At 54.5% G+C, this 22,657-nt stretch carries 16 protein-coding genes and 3 pseudogenes; 15 read left to right on the forward strand and 4 right to left on the reverse strand.

Annotated features, from left to right (window positions below; all coding sequences use genetic code 11):
- The 8 genes from C8N36_RS05150 to C8N36_RS05195 all read left to right on the forward strand — a co-directional run bounded on the left by C8N36_RS05150 (position 1) and on the right by C8N36_RS05195 (position 9,470).
- Positions 1-3,933, forward strand: a complete 3,933-nt coding sequence (locus C8N36_RS05150; protein ID WP_097804760.1) for a baseplate multidomain protein megatron — start codon at positions 1-3, stop codon at positions 3,931-3,933.
- A gap of 10 nt (positions 3,934-3,943) precedes the next feature.
- Positions 3,944-4,345 carry a hypothetical protein gene (locus C8N36_RS05155; protein ID WP_097804759.1) on the forward strand — a complete coding sequence of 134 codons (402 nt, stop codon included), beginning with the start codon at positions 3,944-3,946 and terminating at the stop codon, positions 4,343-4,345.
- 118 nt (positions 4,346-4,463) lie between these two features.
- Positions 4,464-4,661: a hypothetical protein gene (locus tag C8N36_RS05160; protein ID WP_097804758.1), complete on the forward strand. Its 198-nt coding sequence runs from the start codon at positions 4,464-4,466 to the stop codon at positions 4,659-4,661.
- A complete protein-coding gene (locus C8N36_RS05165) occupies positions 4,658-5,821 on the forward strand; it encodes a helix-turn-helix domain-containing protein (protein WP_097804757.1) in 1,164 nt (387 codons plus the stop codon). The genes C8N36_RS05160 and C8N36_RS05165 overlap by 4 nt, the downstream gene beginning before the upstream one ends.
- Entirely contained in the window at positions 5,818-6,225 is a 408-nt protein-coding gene (locus C8N36_RS05170) for a dATP/dGTP diphosphohydrolase domain-containing protein (protein WP_097804756.1), read from the forward strand. Before C8N36_RS05165 ends, C8N36_RS05170 begins: the two co-directional genes overlap by 4 nt.
- Positions 6,226-6,229: 4 nt before the next feature.
- On the forward strand, positions 6,230-6,781 hold the full coding sequence (locus tag C8N36_RS05175; protein WP_097804755.1) for a hypothetical protein: 552 nt from the start codon (positions 6,230-6,232) through the stop codon (positions 6,779-6,781).
- 1,690 nt (positions 6,782-8,471) lie between these two features.
- Positions 8,472-9,137 (forward strand): response regulator transcription factor, encoded by a 666-nt coding sequence (locus tag C8N36_RS05190; RefSeq protein ID WP_097804752.1) that lies wholly within the window; start codon positions 8,472-8,474, stop codon positions 9,135-9,137.
- 33 nt (positions 9,138-9,170) lie between these two features.
- Positions 9,171-9,470, forward strand: a complete 300-nt coding sequence (locus C8N36_RS05195; protein ID WP_097804751.1) for a hypothetical protein — start codon at positions 9,171-9,173, stop codon at positions 9,468-9,470.
- Positions 9,471-10,936: 1,466 nt separating this feature from the next.
- On the opposite strand, the pseudogene C8N36_RS24460 reads toward C8N36_RS05195, so the two are convergent.
- A pseudogene (locus C8N36_RS24460) lies at positions 10,937-11,308 on the reverse strand (transposase); the annotation flags it as partial.
- A 254-nt stretch (positions 11,309-11,562) separates the two neighbouring features.
- Between C8N36_RS24460 and C8N36_RS05210 the strand changes: the two are divergent.
- Positions 11,563-12,276, forward strand: coding sequence for a DUF5765 domain-containing protein (locus tag C8N36_RS05210; RefSeq protein ID WP_245910727.1), 714 nt, complete (start codon positions 11,563-11,565; stop codon positions 12,274-12,276).
- Between the two features lie 320 nt (positions 12,277-12,596).
- On the opposite strand, the gene C8N36_RS05215 is transcribed toward C8N36_RS05210, so the two are convergent.
- From C8N36_RS05215 to C8N36_RS05225, 3 genes are all read right to left on the reverse strand, one after another.
- Complete coding sequence (locus tag C8N36_RS05215; RefSeq protein WP_245910728.1) at positions 12,597-15,230, reverse strand: erythromycin esterase family protein; 2,634 nt, start codon at positions 15,228-15,230, stop codon at positions 12,597-12,599.
- A gap of 92 nt (positions 15,231-15,322) precedes the next feature.
- A complete protein-coding gene (locus C8N36_RS05220; protein WP_097804747.1) occupies positions 15,323-16,309 on the reverse strand; it encodes a zinc-dependent alcohol dehydrogenase family protein in 987 nt (328 codons plus the stop codon).
- A gap of 123 nt (positions 16,310-16,432) precedes the next feature.
- The gene (locus tag C8N36_RS05225; protein WP_097804746.1) at positions 16,433-17,263 is read right to left on the reverse strand and encodes a class II glutamine amidotransferase; all 831 of its coding nucleotides are present in this window, start codon (positions 17,261-17,263) and stop codon (positions 16,433-16,435) included.
- A gap of 99 nt (positions 17,264-17,362) precedes the next feature.
- Here C8N36_RS05225 and C8N36_RS05230 point away from each other — a divergent pair, with 99 nt between their 5' ends.
- From C8N36_RS05230 to C8N36_RS05245, 6 genes and pseudogenes are all read left to right on the forward strand, one after another.
- Positions 17,363-18,796 (forward strand): preATP grasp domain-containing protein, encoded by a 1,434-nt coding sequence (locus C8N36_RS05230; RefSeq protein ID WP_097804745.1) that lies wholly within the window; start codon positions 17,363-17,365, stop codon positions 18,794-18,796.
- Positions 18,797-19,002: 206 nt separating this feature from the next.
- A complete protein-coding gene (locus C8N36_RS05235; protein WP_170125809.1) occupies positions 19,003-19,458 on the forward strand; it encodes a hypothetical protein in 456 nt (151 codons plus the stop codon).
- A 92-nt stretch (positions 19,459-19,550) separates the two neighbouring features.
- Positions 19,551-19,640, forward strand: a pseudogene (locus C8N36_RS24745) (thiol reductase thioredoxin); the annotation flags it as partial.
- Between the two features lie 45 nt (positions 19,641-19,685).
- Positions 19,686-19,985 carry a thioredoxin family protein gene (locus C8N36_RS05240; RefSeq protein WP_306456916.1) on the forward strand — a complete coding sequence of 100 codons (300 nt, stop codon included), beginning with the start codon at positions 19,686-19,688 and terminating at the stop codon, positions 19,983-19,985.
- 783 nt (positions 19,986-20,768) lie between these two features.
- A pseudogene (locus C8N36_RS24465) lies at positions 20,769-21,014 on the forward strand (hypothetical protein); the annotation flags it as partial.
- 378 nt (positions 21,015-21,392) lie between these two features.
- Positions 21,393-22,646, forward strand: coding sequence for an ABC transporter substrate-binding protein (locus C8N36_RS05245; protein ID WP_097804908.1), 1,254 nt, complete (start codon positions 21,393-21,395; stop codon positions 22,644-22,646).
- The last annotated feature ends 11 nt before the right edge of the window (positions 22,647-22,657 follow it).

Raw genomic sequence — 22,657 nt, forward strand, 5'->3', positions numbered from 1 at the left:
ATGGCAACAGTTCTATTTGCAGGGCTTGGCAGCATGCTGGGCGCGTCCCTTGGTGGCGGCTTGTTTGGTGTTGGCTCTGCCGTGATCGGGCGCGCAATTGGTGCAACCCTTGGCCGGGCGATTGATCAACGCCTTATGGCGGGCTTGGCTCCTGCGATCAAACAAACTGGCCCGCGTTTGGACAGTCTGGATATTATGACTTCAAATGAGGGCGCGCCAATTCCTGAAATTTCAGGCCGCGCCGCCATCGCGGGTGAAGTGATTTGGGCGGCTAAATTAAAAGAGGACCGCAACACAAAAAACAAATCGGTTGGATCGGGGAAGTCAAAACAAACAGTCAAGCAAACCTCATACAAATATTACACCTCGCTTGCGATTGGATTGGGGCGCGGCCCGCTGTCTGGCTATGGCCGGATCTGGATGGACGGCAAGCAAGTTGATCTGTCCAATATGATCAACGAAGGCCGCATTCGGTTCTATTCAGGGGATGAGGCGCAAATGCCTGATCCCAAGATTGAAGCGGTTGAAGGCTTTGCCCCGGCCTATCGCGGCCTTGCCTATATCGTCTTTGAGGATCTGCCGATTGATGATTTTGGCAACCGCCCGCCACAAATCAAGGTTGAGGTGTTTGGTAAATCCGGCGCGCTTGAGGATCTGGTGCGGGGCGTCAATATCATTCCGGGCACAAGCGAATGGGGTTATATGCCCTCGGTCGTGACAAAGCGGACGGTGACAAACCCGCTTGATGGCACAATTTACACCACAATGGATCAAGCCATAGACGGGTTTACGTCAATGTTTGATGTGATCCACGAAAGCAAAGAAAACGCATCACGCCACGCTAAAATTTCCGATTGGTCCTTGTCTATGGATCATATGAAATCGGTGCTGCCCGCCGCACAAACCGCAAGTTTGGTTGTGTCGTGGTTCGGCACCGATCTGCGCGCCGGGCAGTGCGAAATTGAGCCGCGTTTAGAGATGGCAGTGAAAGGCACCGCGCCAGCTTGGACTGCCGGCGGATTGACCCGCGAGGCTGCAAATCTGGTTTCCTTTGAGGATGGCGTGCCAAATTATGGATCTTCTCCGGCGGATATTTCGGTGATCGAAGGTATTCGCGATCTGCGCGCGCGCGGCAAACGCGTGGTGCTTTATCCCTTTGTCATGATGGATATCACCGATAATCAGGCCTTGCCCGATCCATCGGGATCTGGCGTGCAAGAGCGCCACCCATGGCGCGGGCGCATCACGCCTGAGGCCGGGCAATCGGTGTCTGATGAAGTCACGGATTTTATGGGCACCGCCGATCCCAGCGATTTCACAATTGCAGGCGATGAGGTGAGCTATAGCGGCCCGAATGAATGGCGGTTTCGCCGGTTTATCTTGCACCTTGCGCATCTGGCAGCGGCGGCGGGCGGCGTTGACGCCTTCCTGATCGGCTCGGAATTGCGCGGGCTAAGCATGGCCCCGGATGCGATTGGCTCTTATCCGTTTGTGCAGGCTCTTCGCTCTCTCGCTGCCGATGTGCGCACGGTTCTGCCGGATGCCAAGATCAGTTATGCGGCGGATTGGTCGGAATATCATTCCCATCAAACCGGCAATGATCTGCGGTTCCATCTTGATCCGCTGTGGTCAGATCCGAATATTGATTTCATCGGAATTGACAATTATCTGCCGCTGTCCGATTGGCGCGACGGCAGCGATCATGCGGACTATGATCCGGCGCAGGGTCATACCACACCCTACGCTTTGGACTACCTCAAGGCCAATATTGAGGGCGGCGAATATTGGGATTGGTTCTATGCCTCGGAGGCTGACCGCGCGGCGCAGATCCGCACGCCAATTTCTGACGGAGCCTACCAAGAACCGTGGGTGTACCGGCAAAAGGCCATTCGCGATTGGCACGCAAACCCGCACCACACCCGCGAAATGGGCTTGCGGATGGATGCCACCGATTGGCAACCCGGATCAAAGCCCATCTGGTTCACTGAGCTTGGATGCCCGGCGGTGGATAAGGGTGCAAATCAGCCCAATGTATTCTACGCGGCCAAATCATCTGAAAGCGCCTTGCCGCATTTTTCCAGCGGTGTGCGCGATGATTTTATGCAGCGTCAATTTCTGCGCGCCTCGCTGGAATGGTGGCGCGACAATGGCGCGGGTGTGGTTGACATAGGCGACGTGCAAATCTGGGCTTGGGATGCACGGCCTTGGCCCGAATTTCCGCAACAAACCGGCTTTTGGTCAGATGGCGGCGATTGGCAGCGCGGGCACTGGCTGAATGGCCGCGCGGGCGCGGCCCCGGCGGCTGAGCTGATCACCCGCCGCCTGATGGATGGCCACGGGCTGAGCGCGGATGAGATTGACGTGACAGCCTGTTTTGGCCAAGCGGATGGCTATCCGGCCACCGCGCCAATCGGGTTTCGCGATTGGTTGCAACCGATTGAGGTTGGCCTTGGCCTGCATGCCTTTGAGCGGGGTGGCCAGTTGGTGGTTGAATCGCGATCCGCCGCGCAAACCGTTGATATGGCGACTGAGGCGGCTTTGGTGGACGATGGCCAAGGATCACTTTTTGAGGCCAAACGCGCCGCGCTTGAGGATGTTGCAGCGGTGTCGGTCCTGAATTTCATTGATGGCATGGGCGATTATGAACGCTTGCCCGCCCGCGCGATCATTGGCGCAGGCCGTGAAAACGGATCTGCCGGATCATCCATTGATTTGGTGCTGGATTATGAGCGCGGGCATGCGGCCAATGAGCGGCTTTTGCGCGCGGCTGCCGATGGGCGCGATGCAATCGCCTTTCGCCTGCCGCGCAGCGCAACCGCCATCCGGCCCGGTGTTGTCTTGCCGGTCAGTCTGGATGGATTGCCCGCGCGCCCGATGATGGTTGAGCGTGTGGTTGAGGGCGTGGATAAACAGGTTGAGGCCAAAAGCTTTAACTTTGGCGTCTATGCGCCAACCGGCGGCGTGCTGCGTGCGGCCCCGGCGCTGGCGGGCCAAGGCGCAAGCGCCATTGTGGTGCGCTTTATGGACCTGCCAATTTTGCCGGGTAGCGATGCGGCCCCATGGGATACCTATGTGGCCTTCCATGCCGATCCTTGGCCAACCAGTGTTGCGGTTGCAAAGTCGGCTGATCCAAGCGGCGGCTATGGCGATCTGGCTGAGGCGGTTTTGCCCTCGGATATAGGCGAGCTTACGGCGGATCTTGCCCCGGCTGGCATGCATCTTTGGCAAGAGGCAAGCGTGACGGTCAAGCTCTATTCCGGCAATTTGGTTGGTCGCACAAAGTTTGACGTTTTGAATGGTCAAAATGCGCTTGCGGTGCTGCATCCGAGCGGTTGGGAAATCTTGCAGTTTCAGGATGCGCAATTGGTTGGCCCGCAAGAGTGGCGGATTTCCGGGCTGTTGCGCGGGCGGCTTGGCACGGATGCGGTGATAGATCTAGATCCGGTGCCATCCGGCGCGGCAGTTGTTGTCTTGGATGAGACTTTGACGCCGCTGGATCTGGGCGCGTCAGAGATCGGCGTGCCGCGCTACTACCGCACCGGGCCATCTGATCAGACCCCAGATCAGCACGGGCTGCGCAGCTATACCGCCCGCGCCGTGGGCCTGCGCCCCTATGCGCCCTGCCATCTGCGCCAGCAAAATAGCGGCGGTGATATCGCCCTAACATGGTTGCGCCGCACGCGGCTGGATGGCGAAGCGGATTGGCGCGATGGCGTGGCGGATGTGCCATTGGGCGAGGCACTTGAGGCTTACCGCGTCGAAGTCTGGGCGGGCGGCACAGTGCAGCGCAGTTGGGACACCTCGGGGCCAAGCGCGACCTATACCGCCGCCATGGCGGCGCAAGATGGCGTTGCCGCGCCCTATGAGCTGCGCGTGGCGCAAATATCAGAAACCTATGGCCCCGGTGCTTGGGCCGTAGCGCAAATCAGCTAAGGAAAATCAGATGAGCAATGCAGTCATTGCAGAGGCGATTTCGCGCCTCACTGCCGCCTTGCCCGGATGGCGCGATGCCACCGGCGCGGCGCATCCTACCCCTGAGGGAAAGCTACCGGCTTTTGCGGTGCGCGTGACCTATACCGATGCCGAACGCCTGAGCATGGATGATCCGCGCGAAATGAAAGAGGGGCAGCTTGAAGTTGAGCTGAGCTGCCAAACGCCAGCCAATGATGAGCGCGGCTTGCAAGATCTGGCCGGGCAATTCACTGCGGCCATCTTCACCCCGGATGATGATTTGGCGGGCACCGCTTGGCAGATCAATCGCGGATCATTTGAAGCCGATCACGGCAAAGGCGAAAGCCGGTTAAGCACTGGCGCGCTCACCTTTCCAATTCAAGTGATCGAATAACCCCTAACCCAACCTTGTTTCTGTGATGGCCCGGCCCCGCGTGATGCGCAGGCGCGGGCCTTTTCTTTGGAGGTATCCATGAAAATTCCAATCCACACGGCCAATTTCGGGGGCGCAAATGCAAACTGATGTTGCTGCCGCCACAACCGGCGGAACCCTTCTTACATCGCCTTTCTGGCTGCACATGCTGGAACCCGCCTTGCAAATCGCGGTGCCGGTTCTGGGCTTTTTTGTCTTGGTTCTGACGCTTTGGAAATACTGGCTGGAAATCCAGATCAAACGCGAAATTCTCAAAGATCATCAGGAGGATGAATGATGCCCGGACAACCGCTTTCTGATGAGCAATTGCAGCAAACGCTTGATGCGCTGCAGCAAAACAAAGGCAACAAAGCCGCAACCGCCAAGGCGCTTGGGATCGCGCGAAGCTCCCTGCATCACCGGCTTGAGCGCGCCGCCGCGCGCGGCCTTGGCGGCGCAGCCCCGATCAAGATCCCGCCGGGCCAAGTGGTCAAGGGCATGTCAACGCTGGTGGACCGCAACGGCCAGATAGCCGCGCAATGGATCAAAACCAAAGAAGACGGTTTTTCCCTGCCTGACATTTTATCAGCGGTGCAAGAGGCCATTGGCGATCAACGCAGCACCGCGCCTGCCGCGCCGTCTTCGGCCCAAGCTGATCGCGATTTGCTAAACGTGTTTCCGTGGCCCGATTTGCATTTGGGCATGTTCGCGTGGGGCGATGAAACCGGCCAAGATTATGATTTGCGCATTGCTGAGGATCTGGTGCGCAACACCTTTGCTGAATTGCTGGAACGTTCTGCCCCGGCGCATCACGCGATCATTCTGGGCCTTGGCGATATCACCCATGCGGATGATGAAACCGCATCGACCCGGCGCAGCGGCAACCGGCTGGATGTAGACAACCGCCACCAAAAGGTTTTGGCCGCAACAATCCGGTTGTTGATCTGGGCGATTGAACAGGCGCTTGCCAAGTTTCCAAAAGTCACGGTGCGCCTTTTGAAAGGCAACCATGATGAGCAAACCGCCGCCGCGCTATCCGTGGCGCTGTCTGTTTTTTACCAAGATCACCCGCGCGTGACGGTGGATGATAGCCCCTCGCTCTGGTGGTTTTACCGCCATGATCAAACCTTGCTGGGCGCAACCCATGGCCACACGTGCAAGGCGGAAACCATGCCCGGCGTGATGGCGTCGGAGCGCTCGGCGCATTGGGGCGCAACCGCGTTTCGCTACATCCTGCACGGCCATTTGCACCACCGCCGCGTGATCGAAACCATGGGTGTGCCGGTGGAATGCTTCCAAACCATCGCCCCAAAAGACGCCTATCACGCGGGCGCTGGCTACGTTTCTGGCCGGTCCATGATGGGCATTTCCTACCACGCAAAACACGGTGAATGGGCGCGCTGGCAGGTCAACTTGCCCAGCCGGTCCGAGCTGAAAACAAAAGGTAAAGCCGCATGATCAACCCAAATCCAAGTGATCCCAAGCAAGAGGCAGGCATGCGCAAGGTGCCGTTCCAAACGCTGCCGATGGCGGTGCTGGCTGAAATGGCCGTTGCGCATGGCGAGGGTGCCACAAAGTACGGGCCGCACAATTGGCGCGAGGGACAAGTGATCGCGTCCACCTATTATGGCGCTGCGATGCGCCACCTGTGCGCTTGGGTTGAGGGCGAAGATCTAGATCCTGACAGCGGGTTGTCGCATCTGACCAAAGCCATGACCTCGCTTGCGGTGCTGCGCGATGCACAAATTCAAGGCACCGCGATTGATGATCGCCCGCGCCCGTCACCGCCGGATCTGATGGCCCGCCTCAACACCAAAACCGAAGAAATCAACGCCCGCCTGCGCGCGGCTGAAAGTGAGTGAACACATGGCAATCTTGAATGATATCGCAAGCGCAATTGGGCGCGCCCTTGCCTCAACCACCTTTGCGATGACGGTAGAAGTCACCGATAACACCGATGTTGCAACGGCCCACTCACCCGCCCCGGAACGCGAGGGCGCAAAGGTTGATCACGTGCCCCTGATCAACCGCCTGTCTCACATCATGAGCAAGGCCCCGGATGGCATTTACCTGCGCGTTACGGTGCCAGATGTGAATTTTACCTTCGCAATGGTGCCCGGCGGCGCGGTGTTGGTCGGCGCAGGGCCGCTTTACCACGGCGAAACAATTGACCTGAGCGATACCGTGCCCCGCCTGACCATGCGCCGCATCTCGCCCGGCGCATGGTGCGACAAGACAACCGTTGGCGTGTTCTACTGGGGCGGCGGCACGTTTGATTTTATTGGTGAGGGTCGTGAAATGTGGACCGAAGGCGGGCCGCTGTGGCTCGGTGACGCAAGGCCGTTTTCATCTGGCCGCTGCATTGATGGTCTAGGACCTCGCACAACTGGCGTGGTGTGTGGTATTTTTGATCAATGAAACAAAGGCCCTCGCCAACCCGCGAGGGCTTTTGTTTTTTCGAAAGTGCATCCAATCTACATCTCAGCCAATGCTGACAAGACGCGTTATTTGCTACTGACCAGTGTTCGCTTCACTCCCCGAAGAAGAACACATAATACACGATACCAGTTGGCGAGGACCATCAAGAAAAACAAGTTTATCGTACAACGAAATTTTGTGGCCAAAGATCCCATCACGCTCCAAAGCGCGTCTAAAACCAGGAGCGCTCCGAACGGCAAGTCAAAAGGATTCCCCTAGACTGAGATTGGTGCAAAGAAGCCAAACAATCGTTTGCAACGGCTTGAAGATCTTTCATTCGCACACGCAGAAAAAAGTGGTTTTTCGACAAGATAAGGCTAGAAAGCGACAAGATTTGGGACAAAGGTGTGTGAAAAATACCCATTTTGCAACCCAAAGGGTGACATCATAGCCAAATGTTCTGCCACCTACCCATCAGATTTATTTCAATCACTTCAGAACAACGATAGCTATCTCAAAGTGAACAAAAAGACGGTGCCATTGTTGAACGCCGGTCGTGCCTGGGGCTGAATAGCAAGTCTCCATTCGTCCGTATGGCCGAAGTAAGCAGATGCATAGGCGTCGTCTTCGCGTGAACATATCCTGGATTGTTTGGTTGTCACCACTCAGTACCCCCAAGGCCCAAACAATCCAGGATCCTAGTAGTTGACGGTAAGTTTTTATCACTGGAAAAGGCAAATGAGGTACCAGCGTTGGAAAACGTGAAAAATGACAGCTACGCGTTTGTAGCATCGCCAAGTTTTAAATTTAGACGAAGTTTGGCTGATTCGCTTCATGGGATTGGCAAAAGCTCCTTGACCTCTAGGAATTTGCGAAGCGTATTGTCGTTTGAATCTAGAGGGATCCAAATTAGCCATATTCTGGTGGATCTTGAGGGGTTCGGAGGCGCGTCCATCATGTTTGAGGAACTTCGGGCAATTAGGCAATTTCTGCCCTGTTCTGCATTCATCTTGATTTCATCAGAGTTCGAATGTGACGAAATGGGCAATCATAGGGCATTCGTGACTGATGTGTCTTTGAAGGCTCCAGTTTCGGTGGAAACATTGGAGTTTTCTCTCGCACAGGCCGTGATTAATCGCCGCCTTAGCGCCGGATACTATGACGAACTTGCGGAGAAAGAAACTGCAATATAGAAAATTATATTAGTTGCCTTAGAAATTTCCTTGAAACTCAAGAATGGATTGTACACATATGTCACATGTATTTGAAGAGATGGAAAAAAATCCCGTTAGAATATTCGCATGTAAAAATTGCAGTCACCGTTTAAGGTTTGGCAGCAATTCGTGTGGGGCTTGCTACGCAAAGGCTACCATTCTGAATAGGAGGATTATTGCATTTTTGCTTTTGATTTTTTTAACGATTTTTCCATTTTTAATTTTCGTAACCTTGACAATTTTTACCTAAAAATCGCAACTGTTGTACAGTTTTTCGTAGTCTGTTCTTCACATTAACTAGATTTTTTGTACCGCCATAGATCAGTCGAAATCAAGATAACCGCAGATTCATCGTTGCGAATCCATTGCGAGAGATGTGGCTTCAAATATAATGATTTGCCGAAATGTGAAGGCAGCAGAAAAAATGGAAAAACGATAGTGCAACAAGATGCGTACCCTGCGAAAGGTTTCCTTAAGTGAGACACGACAATCAAATCAAAACCAACTCAGGCACCTTACCTGAGCAAGGTATCCGTATTTTAATTGCGGACGATCACGTGTTGTTAGGCGATGTATTGACCCTTGCTCTTGAAAAAGCAGGGTATTCAGTAGAGTTTGTGACCAGTTACTATGACGCTTTGAACGAATTGAAATCAGACGCACCGCCCGACTTACTACTCCTCGACAAACACATGCCGGGAATGTCCGGGATACCTAGTGTTAAGCAGGCTGTTCTGACTAACAAAAAAACAAAGGTTGTTTTGTTTTCATCTTGCATACGACCGCACTTTGTTCTGGCTTGTTTGTCTGCAGGCGCTTGGGGATATGTGTCAAAGTCCACGTCTCTACTTGGCGTAGTTGACGCTTTGTCTAAAATCTTGAAAGGCAATTTATATTTGCCGGAGAAAGTTAGACAAGAGTTGAAGGGTATAGAAAAGCACCCAGACCAAGTTGTCTACACTTCAGAGGATATGCGTCTGCTGAATTTGGTTGCGGAAGGCTTCTCCGACAAGGAGATTGCAGAGTTTTTGGGAGTTAGCCCTGCCAAGTCCAAGCGCATGGTGAAATCTATTGTCGATAAATTATCTGCCAAAAACCGTATAGTAGCGGTAATGAAGGCAAAAGAAGATGGTTTGATATAATTATATGTTATGCAGATTTAGAAGCGTCACAATATGACATGCACCTCCAAAAAGCCGCAGATATCATGTCAAAGCACCCCCTTTTCAGAAGACGCGCAGCAGCAAGCTCAAACTGCACTGCTGGAATTCCTTTCAGTGTGGCATGCATCTCTAAATGCCGATCCAAACCTTTGCGAGCTGGCTGATAGCCTCAAGCAAGCGGCGGCTGTTTCGGGAATGATTTTGGATTTAGACGCAAGTGCTTTTGAAAAAAGGGAGAGGTTTTTAGATAGCTTTTCCGAAGATTCCGAGTTTGTTTTCTTTGAATCTGGTCCAGTAAGAGCTTCATCATAGATAACGCAAATATTTTTGCATGTGATTTGGTAATGAACTAAGAATTTTTTTAGTTGATGAAAGTAGTTATGAAAACTAACCTTCTACTTGTCGTATTCGCATTTCTAGCTGGTTGCGGAACAGTCATGCGTGGTTCAAAAGATAACCTTGAAATAATTTCGTATCCGGAGGGAGCCTACGTGATATCGTCGTTTGGGCACAGTTGCGTCACACCCTGTGTAATCAAGCTGCCACGAAAAAAACTGTGAATATATCCATCAGCAAGCCTGACTATAACACCGCGGCTCTAACTGTGAGGCCAGAATTGAGCATGGGCGGTGCAGGCACGATGCTGGCCAAAACGCCACAGTGTCGCGTGCTCATCTGTGGATGTGGCGATTAGACTATAAAATAGCAGTTCTTGTTTCCGACAGGATTAGACTAGGACCAGTGGTCAGTAATTCTGAAAGGCTGAAAAATTTGGATCGTAACTTTCCTCCACCGGAAGAGCCAAATTGAGGACCGCTGCGACTGGCCAGCCCTGTTTAATCAAGCAAAAGAATCTAAATTTGATTGGAAAATGAGCGACCGCTTTGGGCTGGGATCTGCCATTAGACGCCACCGCCACCAACGAAGCTCAGGGTTGACTGTGCTGACAATGCCTTTCTTGCGGGCCGTGTCTTGTATTCGGAGGTCCGTCAAGAAAGCGACTTGAGTGGGCGTGGTTTCGCAACATTTCCCGCAACAATTCTCTTTTCTTGTTGGTTGTGTGGGTTTAAAAAGTGTGTAAAAATATAGATTTGCGTGATTTTGGTGAAATGGTTCGAATCCTACCACCCCAGCCATTTTCATGTTTAATATATAGTCCAAAGGTTTGGCCTGCTGGCTAAAGTCGACGGTGTTCCATGTCGGTGTGTGCTACACATGTTACAGTTTTTTGCTCGAAGTGTGCATTTGGCTTTTTAGGTTCTGACGCCAGATACCGCTCCCGTAGTCTGAATCTCCAAACTTGTTTTGTCTCTTCTGACAGGTGCAGGTTTTGGTGCATTTCGGGCCGGTCAGATTGGTTTGTGCAACGTGTCATCAGCGAAACAAAAACCGGACATGCGCGGTTGTCGCGAGAGCTATCGCTACACTCATCACTGGGCTGCAGATTCATAACCTCTGGCGCTGAAGCTCTAAGGGCCACTCTCTAAGGTGATCAAAAACGAGAGGATTCATATGCTTAGAGGTTCCATCCGCACGTAAATCGACCAGATCTGGAGTGCCTTCTGGTCCGGCGGCGTGTCCAAACCTCTGTTTGTCATCGAACAGCTCGCCTTCCTTATGTTCATCAAAACGGCTGGATGACCTGCATATGGTCGAGGAAGGCCAAGCCGAGGACCTCTTTATCGAAATGCAGCGCCGCACTTTCCCCGTTGGTGCTGATGACAAGGGCGAGCGGTATGACTATCTGTGCTGGTCTCGCAATTTGGTCCCTCTTGGTACATTGCTCCGCAGTGCCCTGACAGGCAACAGTTCATGCCCCTGCTTTTGACGCCCAAGCTGGCCGCGCGACGGTGAGCCTACAGATAGGTCGCATCATTCATCACAGTCCTCTCTATACCGAGTTCAGCGGCCAGACCGGCCATCATCTGTGCGAAGATACTCTTGTCGCTCCTGCGCTTCCAGCGGGTTGCTTGGCGTCATGTGCGGGCGATACGTGGCGGGGCATCACGCCATCTTAAGCTATTGCGGTTGATTGAGATAATCCCACACAATACGCGCCGGTCATCGACGCAGGGTATGCCGTGGGACTTGGAAATGAAAGATTCAAGACGCCTCATGTGTGCGTCGGTTGGCCCAAACAGATCAGACATGTTTACCGCTCGATTTCGAACCGTCGTTCACGTCATCGCTTGAAAATCAATGGGTCCTGACCCCAGCGGTTTTCGGACTTCTCAGTTGGCGTTTTCATACCTTTTCCAATGTGGGGACTGTGCCTCCGAAGTCAGGATATACGACAGTGCCCAGCGTGAACTTACCACCCGCAAAAGGGAACGGTTTTGGTATTGAGGCGGATCAATTCGGTCTTGTCGCTTCCCACTAGAGTGAACGCGAAGGAGTGCTTTGTATGTGCTGGAACTCTGAAATTTCAGTCGCGATGACATGCATCGGCGCGGCTGGGGCCCTGATTTCCTATCGTCGGCAGGATCCAACCGCGATATGGCTAACACTGGGGTATTTCTCGGTCATGGAGGCGCTTCAGGTCGCGGGTTATGCCGTTCTCGACCAATGCGGCACTGCGGAAAATCAGGCCGTTACGATGGCGTCATACCTGCACATTGTCTTCCAGCCCTTTTTGATCAATGCCTTCGCAATGGAATTGGTGCCGAAATCAGCGAAGCAACGCACCAGAGTAAGGGTTTACGTCCTTTGCAGCGTGTCTGCAGCCGTCATGATCATACAACTGATCCCGTGGCAATTTGCGGGCAATTGCTTGCCGGGCAGTGCGCTGTGTGCGGACACTCTATGCACTGTGTCAGGAGACTGGCACATCGCTTGGGACGTTCCCTACAACGGATTGCTGGTCCCGTTCGAAAACGCTATCGGTACCCATTCTGGTTTTCCGACCTATATGATCGCGGTTTTTGCCTTGCCGCTCGTGTATGGGGCATGGCGTTTTACGGCCATGCATGCGCTGTCGGGGCCGGTCCTTGCCTGGATGTTAACCGACAATCCGAACGAATTGCCCGCAATCTGGTGCCTGTTTTCTGTCTTTATTTTGTTCATAGGCTTGAGTTTGCGCGCAAGACGCCGCTTCACCGCGACGCGGTCGTTGGGCTAGAAAATCGGGGGCCTAGCCCGCAGCACGTTGGTTGGACCTGTAGAAGATGACAACAGCTAGGTGCCTGTGCACCGGGCAAAGGACGATCAAAAGGTCACGTTTACAAAACTGAAAAAGACCGGGAGAGAGCCGCCGCCAGAGCGCCCCGAGACGCCGACTGATGACATCTTTGATCAAAAAACAGGCGCAGCTTCGGTCGTGTAGGACGTAATCGCCGTATATCCAACCGCTCAATTTTCGCGGCAGCTGTGCCTGCCGCCTATCCAGAGAGATGAAAACATTTCCATGGATAGTGCCATCAATTCGCTATGTTAGTCGGCTCACAGCCCGAACGGGAAGGTTTCATCTTCTTGGTCGCTTGAAAGCGTTGCCAACGGTGTAACTGCGCTCGTTTCGTTGAACCAGACATAGGCGTCATACTGGTCGGAAAGGCTTGCATAGCTGTAATGGCTAGAACGTTCGGACTCAGGTCGGTAGATTACGCCGATGTAGCGTTGCAGCCGTTGCCGAGCCAGAATTCCCTTCAGGTTTTTGGTACGGTCACCGCCAAAATCAAGGAGAAAACGCTCCAGACCGGTGTCACGGCACATCGCTTCATAGCTGTCACCCCGCGGTGGGCGTATGGTCTTGAACTCGATCGGTTTGTCCCATTCGGATGCTGCCGCGACTGTACCTGATGCTGTGCCAAAGCCGATCAGTGCCGCTGTATCACCATATGCCTCTCGGCAGAGTTGCCCTATGTTCCATTCGCCGCGCGACTGGCCCATATCTGTAAACCGTGCGTCTCCGATATGAGAATTATGAGCCCAGACCACCGCTTTTTCCGACGGCCCTGCGTGTTTAAGAATACTGTTCAGGGTCTCGAACATGTGTCGGTCGCGCAAGTTCCACGACAGGTGAGATCCATAGTACATAGCGCGATAGTACTGCTTTGCATTGGCGACAAGTCGGGCGTTCTGGGCCGCATCAAAAAACTGGTCACCATCGCGGTTGATGTAGTCGAGTTCCTTATGGAGCAGGTCGACAAGGATATCGGTCACCGGTTTTTGACATTTTGCGAACCCATGGGTCAGGGCCGCCCGGCCATAGGCTGCCGGTTCACGAGACCACGGCGACAGGCAGGCATATCGTTTGCGCGCAATTTCTGATGCTTTGGGATCTACCCGGTCAAGATAGTCCAGAACCGCAGCCATGGACGCCCTCATATTGTAGAGATCCAAGCCGTAGAACCGGACACGATCTTTTGTCTCAATGAGGCTGTTATGGTGGCGCAGGAAATCCGTAAACGCCTGAAACTCACTGTTTCTCCACATCCAGGTGGGAAAGCGCGAAAAAGGCGGTGGTTGCATCTCAGGCTGCGCGATCTGCCCGATATGGCGATCTACGGTTGCAGCATCAGGCCAGTCCGCCTCTACTGCGACGATGGAGAAGCCATGTTTTTCGATCAAGCGCTGTGTGATTGCGGCCCGCGCCCGATAGAACTCGGATGTCCCGTGTGAGGCCTCGCCCAGAAGAACCACGCGGTGTGAACCAAACCGGTCAAAGGATTTGGCAAAATCGGGATCGTTGAGCGCCGGAAGCGGCTCTGCGGCGGCGCGCAATGCCTGAATTTCCGGATTTGCCAAAGGTGGCGCTGGTTCCGCTGGGTTCACCTGCAACGATACCAAATGTTTGTCGAACCAATTTGCCGCATGACCCACAGCAGTATCAAGCGTCCCGCTCTCTTCGAAAAGGTGGCCTGCGCCGGGAACAATCTGCATCTGCCTTGTGCAATTGAGGTCGGATAAAGCGCCTTTGTTCAGTTCGATCACTTCGTGGTCGAGGCTGCCGACAACCAGAAGTGTTGGTGCGGTGACGTGCTGAAGATGTCTTCCAGCCAAATCCGGACGTCCACCGCGAGAGACTACAGCTGCAACTCTGTTCAAAAGCTCTGCTGCCGCGACAAGCGCCGCCGCAGCACCGGTACTGGCACCGAACAAGCCGAGCGGCAGATCAGCGATGTCGGGTTCAGAGGCTACCCACATTGCGGCTTCCACGACTCGCTCGGCCAGCAGTTGGATGTCAAAAACGTTCTGGCGGTCCTGTCCCTCGGTCGGTGTCAACAAGTCGAACAGCAGGGTCGCAAAACCTTGGTCGTTGAGTCGGGAGGCGACTTGCCTGTTTCGAGGGCTGAGGCGGCTGGAGCCGCTTCCATGCGCAAAAAGGATTATGCCGCGAGGATCCTTCGGCACCACCAGATCGCCAACTAGACCCAATGGGGGGATCTCTACCTTTCGCTTGTGCGGCGTGCTTTCGTTCTCGCTCCTATCAACTGAAGCGTCGGGAAACCCTGCTTGGCCGAGTAAGGCAACGGTTTCATCATCGGTGAGCTGGTGGAAGTCATGATAAAACCCACCAACACCGCGAAACTCAGTCGATGGCACAAGGCAAACGACATCGTCCGCCAAGCCAGCCAGCTCCTGCAACGCTTGAACGGGTGCGACTGGCAATGCGACCACGATTCTTGCAGCACCGTTTCGATGCAAGGCCGTCAGGGCCGCCTTCATGGTTGCCCCGGTGGCCAAGCCATCGTCGACAACGACAACTGTTCGGCCTTTGGGGTTCAAACGCTTTCGATCCCCGACATAGCGATCGCGCCTGCGTTCCAGCTCTGCCAGCTGTTCGGCATAGGCGCTTTCAAAATACTCCGTATCTGCTCCGGACCTCCGCCTGATGTCTTCATTGATGACAACCTGCACCTCGTCACCTTCGACAATGGCCCCGAGCGCCACCTCGGCATTGCCCGGCGCACCGATTTTGCGCACAAGAACAACGTCTAACGGTGCTGCTAGCGTTTGCGCCACTTCCACGCCGACGGGCACACCGCCGCGCGGCAGGGCAAAAACAAGCGGCTGATGCAACCCCATTGCCGCTAGCTGCTCGGCGAGCTTTTGACCGGCGTCTTTGCGGTCCATGAATCTAATAGCGAATTCATCCATTCAGCGAGGGTAAGACAGTCACGCAGCGCGAGATTGATATCGGTCAATTAACACCGTGCGTTTGGGCTTTACGGGACCAGAACTGCGGCCCCCTGAAGGCGACCAGCCCTGAGATCGTCCAGAGCGGCATTCGCCTCTTCTAGCGGGTATGCAGTTGTATGGGTGCGCACGCCTGCCTTGTCGGCCAAGGGAAAGAATTCTTGACCGTCCTGCCGGGTTAAATTGGCAACCGACATGATTTGACGCTCTTGCCAAAGACTTGCGTAGGGAAACGATGGAATGTCGCTCATATGGATACCGCCGCAAACAACCTTCCCGCCCTTGCATAATGCGCTCAGGGCACGAGGGATCAACTCTCCGACTGGTGCAAAAATGATCGCAGCATCCAGCGGGGCAGGTGGGGTTTGCCCGGAACTGCCAGCCCAAACCACGCCGAGCTTTCTTGCGAAATCTTGTGCGTCCACGTCGCCCGCGCGCGTGAATGCGTAGACTTCGCGCCCCTGATAAACAGCGATCTGTGCGAGTATATGCGCAGCTGCCCCAAATCCATAAAACCCAAGCCGTTGCGCATCGCCCGCCATGCGCAAGCTGCGGTATCCAATCAGGCCCGCACACAGCAAAGGGGCCAGCGCGACAGGATCTGCGGTTTCGGACAAGGCGAAGACGTACCGCGCATCCGCGACGCATTCTTCGGCAAATCCACCATTCAGGGTGTAGCCGGTAAACCGCGCGTTATCACACAGGTTCTCGCGGTGAGTGCGACAGAACCCGCAGGCCCCACATGTCCAACCCAGCCACGGTACGCCAACGCGTTTCCCGATCTTCATGCCTACAACCCCGGGACCGATTTCGGCGATGCGGCCAACGATCTCGTGGCCGGGGATCAGCGGCATTTTTGGATTGGGAAGGTCTCCGTCCAGAACATGAAAGTCTGTGCGGCAGACACCGCAAGCCTCGATTTTGATCCGGACCTGCCCGGCACCGACACGCGGAGCCTCCACCTCTTCGAGCTGAAGTCTGTTCCTAAGGCCAGCATGTAAAGTCATTGCACGCATGAGAGCTATCCTGTTTTACACGACACCGGAATCCCAAGACCCGTTTCGTGCCCAGCCATGATGGCGATCAATTTGGAAATGCTGCGACCTGTCAAAGATCCAAGCTGCATCCATTTTGATCGGTCATTTGGAAAAGGGCCGCCCCAACGGTTCCATATCCAGACGGTAATCCTCGGCAACCCGGAACACGGTCTTGTTTGGCACTTCGTACCATTGATCAACAATGGTGACAGGTTCCGACGCGATCTCGATGGCCTGATAGTTGGTTTTGGGATCGTGATGCACGTGGGGTTGATCGCAGATCGGACAATGGAACACATGGTCACGGTGCAGATAGTGTAGTGAGCGGTTGTAGCGCGATCCGATCATATGTTCGCCATCGGTCAGAACGATGTTCAGGCCCACGCGGGCGGTCGGATCAACTTCTGCTGCCCAGGTCAAAATCTGCTCGAGCCCCTCTTTTACAGTGGCAAGCAGGCCGCGTTCAGGGTGTAGCAAAAACAAGCTCATCAAATAGCGAAAAATATGTTCGCTATCGGTGGTTCCGGAAATTTTTGTTCGGTGAAGCGGGTCGATATGGTCGAGCATCTTCATCCGGACATCGTCGAAATTCGGTATCGTGCCGTTATGGGCGAAAATCCATCTGCCGTGATGGAATGGGTGGGTGTTTTCGATGCTGGTCCCGCCCACCGTCGCGCGGCGCACATGAGCCACAACGGTCTTGGCATAAACGCGCGCAGCTTTGCGGGTGAAATGTTCACCGTGAAAGGCGGCCCAGACCTGCTTTTCGATCATCGGCACTCCGTCGGGGTAGTCGGCAACGCCCCAACCATGTCCATGTGCGTATCCTTCCATGTCGCTTTGGCTTTGCGCCATCAGAGCGTTTTGGGCTTTGACGAGGCCGCATTCTACCTTGGTCGGTTCGTTGGCATGCATCGCGTAAAGACGGCACATTAGGCTTTTCCCTTCGTTGATAGGCGGATTTTAGGAATTTGCGCGGAGATGGATTGATTTTGATCAAATTGACTGCCGGAATCCGGCTTATTTTTCCGTATGTTCAACCAGCGGCAAACCAAGGACTCTGAAAGCGACTTGATCGCGCAAGACTATCTGCGCGACGAACCTGCCTTTTTGTCCTCTTTGGATTTCGGCCCTTTCGTGGCACAAGGCTGCGGGCCGGGGCCGTCTGTCCTGATTGGCGATCAGTCCGAGATCAACCTGCTGGGGTCTGTGTCGGATGTGCGGCTTGACCACCGTATGGCGCTGTTGGCAAGGAACGGTGACACCGTTCTGGTGCGCCACCGTGAGGCGGCGTTCGAGACCTACCTTGCCGACTTTCTTGGACTTGACGAAGTGTCGTTCATCCAGGTTGATAACGACCCGCTCCGCCCGGTCGCAGAGCAAGTGCGCATCTCGCTGCCACAGCGTGACGCGCTTGCGCAGACAGCGCGAAAGAGCGGCGGCATGACGCTCAAAGCCTATTTGACTACGGGGAATATCTGGAGGCTGGCGCAGACCGTCGGAGAGACTTCGGGCGCGCGCATTCATGTCAGCGGCCCGTCACCGCGTGCCACCCAGCGTGCCAATGACAAGCTGTGGTTCAGTCATCTGGTGCAAAAAATCATAGGATCCAATGCAACCCCTCCAACACTTGCCGCCTATGGCCCGGCGGCGGCGGCGGGTCTTGCACGAAAGATCAGTCGCTCCGCAGGGCAGGTTATCATCAAGGTGCCCGATAGTGCAGGCTCAGCTGGGAATATCAGGCTTGAAGGCGCGCTTTTGCGAAGCATGTCCCTTGTCGAGGTAAGACAATTTCTGATGGAGCGGTTGCGCAGCATCGGTTGGCAAGACAGCTTCCCAATTCTGGTAGGTGTCTGGGATGAAAATGTCAGCCGTAGCCCGTCAGTCCAACTTTGGATACCAAAAATATCTGACGGCCGGCCACTGGTTGAGGGAGTTTTTGAGCAACGTGTGCAAGGGGCGGCCGCCGCCTTTGGCGGCGCGGTGCGTTCAGACTTGCCGATCTCCTTACAAGAACAGTTAGGTGCCGAGGCCCGCTCGATTGCCAGTGTTCTTCAAAAGCTGGGCTATTTCGGGCGCTGCAGTCTGGATTCAGTGATTTGTGACGCGCCGGGGCGACCAAGCACCATTCACTGGATCGAATGCAACGGCCGTTGGGGCGGTGTGTCCATTCCAATACAGGCGGCGTCGCGGCTGATACCCGGCAAAGTATTGCCTGCTATCGCGATTGTTCAGGAAATCCTGCCAGAGCACGTAATTGGCACGCGGCAACTTCAGCAGCATTTGGGGGACCTCCTGTTCCGCCATGGCAAGAACACGGAAGGCTTGATCATTTTGTCGCCGGCAGAAAGTCGGGGCGGTACGTCTGTCAATTTGCTGGCAATTGCCGCTACGCAGGGGGCCGCGGATGGTTTTCTGGCCGAAGCGATGGCACGGCTTGCCTCCGTTCGCTCAGGCGCTGGCTGAGTATCCATCCTGTCCCATCCGATGCCGCATCGACGGTGATGACCCTTGGCCCTCGGGAGGCGGCGGCCCATGCTTCTTTCCTCAACTGTGCCCTCCTTTGGCCAATCGGGTTGAGCGTTCCAGAGTTTGACCTGCATCAATCCGTTTTCCTCGCTGTCCTTCACTTTCTCCCCCAGTTGGCCAGCGAATCTCAGAGGTTCTTCACCGTGCAAAATATCATTCAACACTCGGAAACCTTTCAAAAACCGCCTGCCGGGGATACCGACGGGCCTGTCTGGCTGGAGATCGCTGATCATGGTGCCAAAAGTGGAATAGATATTGGAGTGTTTGATCCGGTCACCAACCAGCTGTGCTTTGAAATTATCACTCTGGCCCCTGAGGCCTGTCCGCTGATCGGAAAGGAACCCCAATCAAATGAGTCCTTCCGTGCGTTTTGCAAAGCCTTGAACCGCACCACGAGCAGAGGCAGAATTTATGTTCTCATTCAGTTTCACCAAAGCGTTTCCACAGCTCATGCACCAGACATCGAGAGTGATGATCGCAGCAGCAGAGTCTATAGGATGGTCGAAGATATCGTTGATGAAATTTTAACACATAGACCAGGATCAAAGATCGAGATTGGAATGCGACATGCCGGAGGATCAGTTACATCACTCATGTGAGCCCCAGCCTCACATGCATTTCAGGCCGTTGCACACAAATACAGCGAAGAAAGCCGTCGGCTTTGGCCCGACGGACTTAAAGGAAGAGTAAGATGCCAGAGGCAATCAAATTGACATGTCTGTCCTGTGGACAAGGAAATCGGTTTTCAGCTGCAAGGCTTGACGCAGGGCCGAAATGTGCAAAATGTAGCGCGCTGCTGGTCAGTGGGGACGTCGCAGAGATCAACATGAAAATCCATGACAAAGCGCTGAAGATCGACGACCTTCCGCTGCTTGTCGACTATTGGGCCCCTTGGTGTGGTCCGTGCAAGATGATGGCCCCTGAATTTGCAACGGCGGGCAAGGCTCTGCGTTTCAAATCACGCTTTGCCAAGATCAACACCGAACAATTTTCTGCAATATCTCAGCGGCTGCAGATAAAGGGGATTCCACTGTTGATCCTATATGCCAAAGGCCGTGAAATTGCGCGCTTACCGGGCGCAAGACCTGCTGCCGAAATCGAGGCATTTGTGCGACAATACCTTTAGGCTAGAAGGCAATTCGCTTCACCGGTTGCGCCGCATCAGCCAACTTTATCGTGTCGATGACAGAACCGGATTGGGAACTCTTCTGCCACTCAGACAGTGGCCTGCTACGCTGAGGGTCTTTGACGAGAGCCGGAGTGCAACCATGCCTTCAATCGGCGACGGCGGCCTCCGTTAACAAACATCGGAGGGAAGACGCCGCCACGGACGCGGGACTGCCTATGCGTAAAGAAAGTTTGCGATGGATTTCGAGGATGCCACCTTTGCACTGCTGATCGGGTTCGGGGCTTGAGCGGCGGGCATTCTTTGCCACGTTGGCAGCAGATATTTCGCAAATTGCGGGAACATCACGCTTTTTATACTGGCATTGGATACGACGGATGCAGGCGGTTAAGACAGGCCAGTCAAAGGCCGCCGGGCCAACGTTCTCTAGGCTGCGCCGTTGAAGCTATCGGACTTTTGGGGTGTCATCTTGTATTCCCCCGAAATTTAGGGGTGTTTGTCGGTAGAATTTTCTCAACACTGAACGAGGAAATCTTGGTGAATCGATCAAAGTACAGCGAAGCCCGGATCATGGTCTGATCACAGTCAGTTTGACAAGTGGCGGGCCAAATACGGTGGGATGGAGACACTGGAGCGGGTTTTGTTGCGCCATTGGTCCGAGCGACAATGGCGCGCGAGAAAAAGCTTCTCACAAAGATGTTTTCTGAGAAGGGCTTGCAGAATGACCAGCTAAAGGTGGCGCATGCAAAAAAGGGGTAAGGCCGTCTCAGCGCAAGGAGATGGCACAAGCGCGGCTGCCGCATCTATCACGAGCTGGGCCTAAACATGCGCCCCTCTCGGGACATTGCCCTGCCATGTATTGCCGGGTGTCAATCAATCCGCGCAAACGCCTGCAACGGGAAAAGTCAAATCCACTGACTGTACCGGATTCTTCGAATGGTTTGGTCCATGGACTTTATGTCGGATCAGCTTGTCGATGGCCGGTCCTTCGGGCCGCTCAATGTGCTTGATGACTTCAATTGCGAAGGGCACCCCCATAAAACTGAATGGTTCCCCGACCGACGATCAGTGTCTTTTGCGAATTCACTACTTGCATGCCAATCATTTGGCACGGGTCGTCTTCGAAAAGTGGAAGAGGCGGGGGCTCTTGTCAACTGCAAGGGCAGATGAGCAACCCAGCCGCAAAACACACTTTCCTAATAACCGGAGGTGGAACTCGGCAGGGTGTGCACCAGTCATCGTGGATTGATTTTGGTCAATCGCCCTTATGTGATCTGTGGTTCGATATCGTGCAATCCGTCCGAAGAAAACAATGACCAAAGCGTCTGGATGACGCGGCTGTTTCTCGGACAGCATGTTCAGACAGCAGGGTTCGTCGGTCTCTGCTTTTCAGAAAAGGAAGACCTGATGAATATCCTTAAGAAAGCGCTTATGGTCTCAGCAACCCTGACAACCATTGGCCCTGGTTTCGCTGGTGCAGAAGGCACAGTAGAGGTACTTCACTGGTGGACTTCGGGGGGCGAAGCAAAGGCGGTCGGAGAGTTGAAAGACGCCTTTGAAGCCCAAGATGGCACTTGGATCGACTCGCCCATTGCAGGCGGCGGCGGTGATGCTGCGATGACAGCATTGCGTGCACGGGTGATCGCCGGAAATCCACCAACCGCCGTGCAACTGAAAGGTCCAGGTATTCAAGAATGGGCCCGCGAAGGTGTTTTGAACTCTGTTGATGCAGTGGCCCAAAGCGAAAACTGGGACGCGGTGCTGCCGCCTGTCCTTGCAGATATTATGAAGTACGAGGGCGCATATGTGGCTGCGCCAGTCAACATCCACCGCGTCGACTGGATGTGGGCCAACCCAAAGGCACTTGAAGCTGCCGGTGTCACGCAGATGCCGACAACCTGGGATGAATTCAACGCAGCGGCCGACAAACTGATGGCAGTCGGCATTGTGCCGCTGGCCCATGGTGGTCAGCCTTGGCAGGACGCGACCGTGTTTGAAGACGTTGTCTTGGGCATTGGCGGCGCGGACTTGTTCCGCAAAGCGCTGGTTGAGTTGGATCAGGACGCGCTGCAAAGCGATATGATGATCGCGGCGTTCGATCAGTTGCGCAAAATGCGAGGCTACGTCGATGACAATTTTTCAGGGCGCGACTGGAACCTTGCAACCGGTATGGTCATGCGCGGCGAAGCAGGTTTTCAGATTATGGGCGATTGGGCCAAGGGGGAATTTCTGGCCGCCGGAAAAGTTCCGGGTGTTGATTTCTTATGCGCCCCAACCCCGGGTAACGGATTTGTGCTGAACTCCGATAGCTTCACGTTCTTTCAGGTTGAAGGCGAGGAAAACATCGCAGGTCAACAGGTGCTTGCCGGCCTGATCATGTCGCCAGAGTTTCAAGAAACCTTCAACCTAGCCAAAGGGTCGATCCCGGCGCGCACTGACGTGTCACTTGAATCTTTTGACGCCTGCGCGTTGCGGTCACACGAAGACCTTCTTGCCGCGATTGAAAATGATGCGCTGGTGCCATCAATGGCGCATGAAATGGCTATCCCACGTTCCATTCGTGGTGAGTTTATTGACCTTGTGACCAACTTCTTCAACTCGGACATGAGTTCCGAAGAGGCGGTGCAATCGCTTGCGGCAGCCGTCGCACGCGCGCAATAGAAAGCTTGCGC

The organism is Pelagimonas varians, assembly GCF_003208435.1.
Classification (GTDB): domain Bacteria; phylum Pseudomonadota; class Alphaproteobacteria; order Rhodobacterales; family Rhodobacteraceae; genus Pelagimonas; species Pelagimonas varians.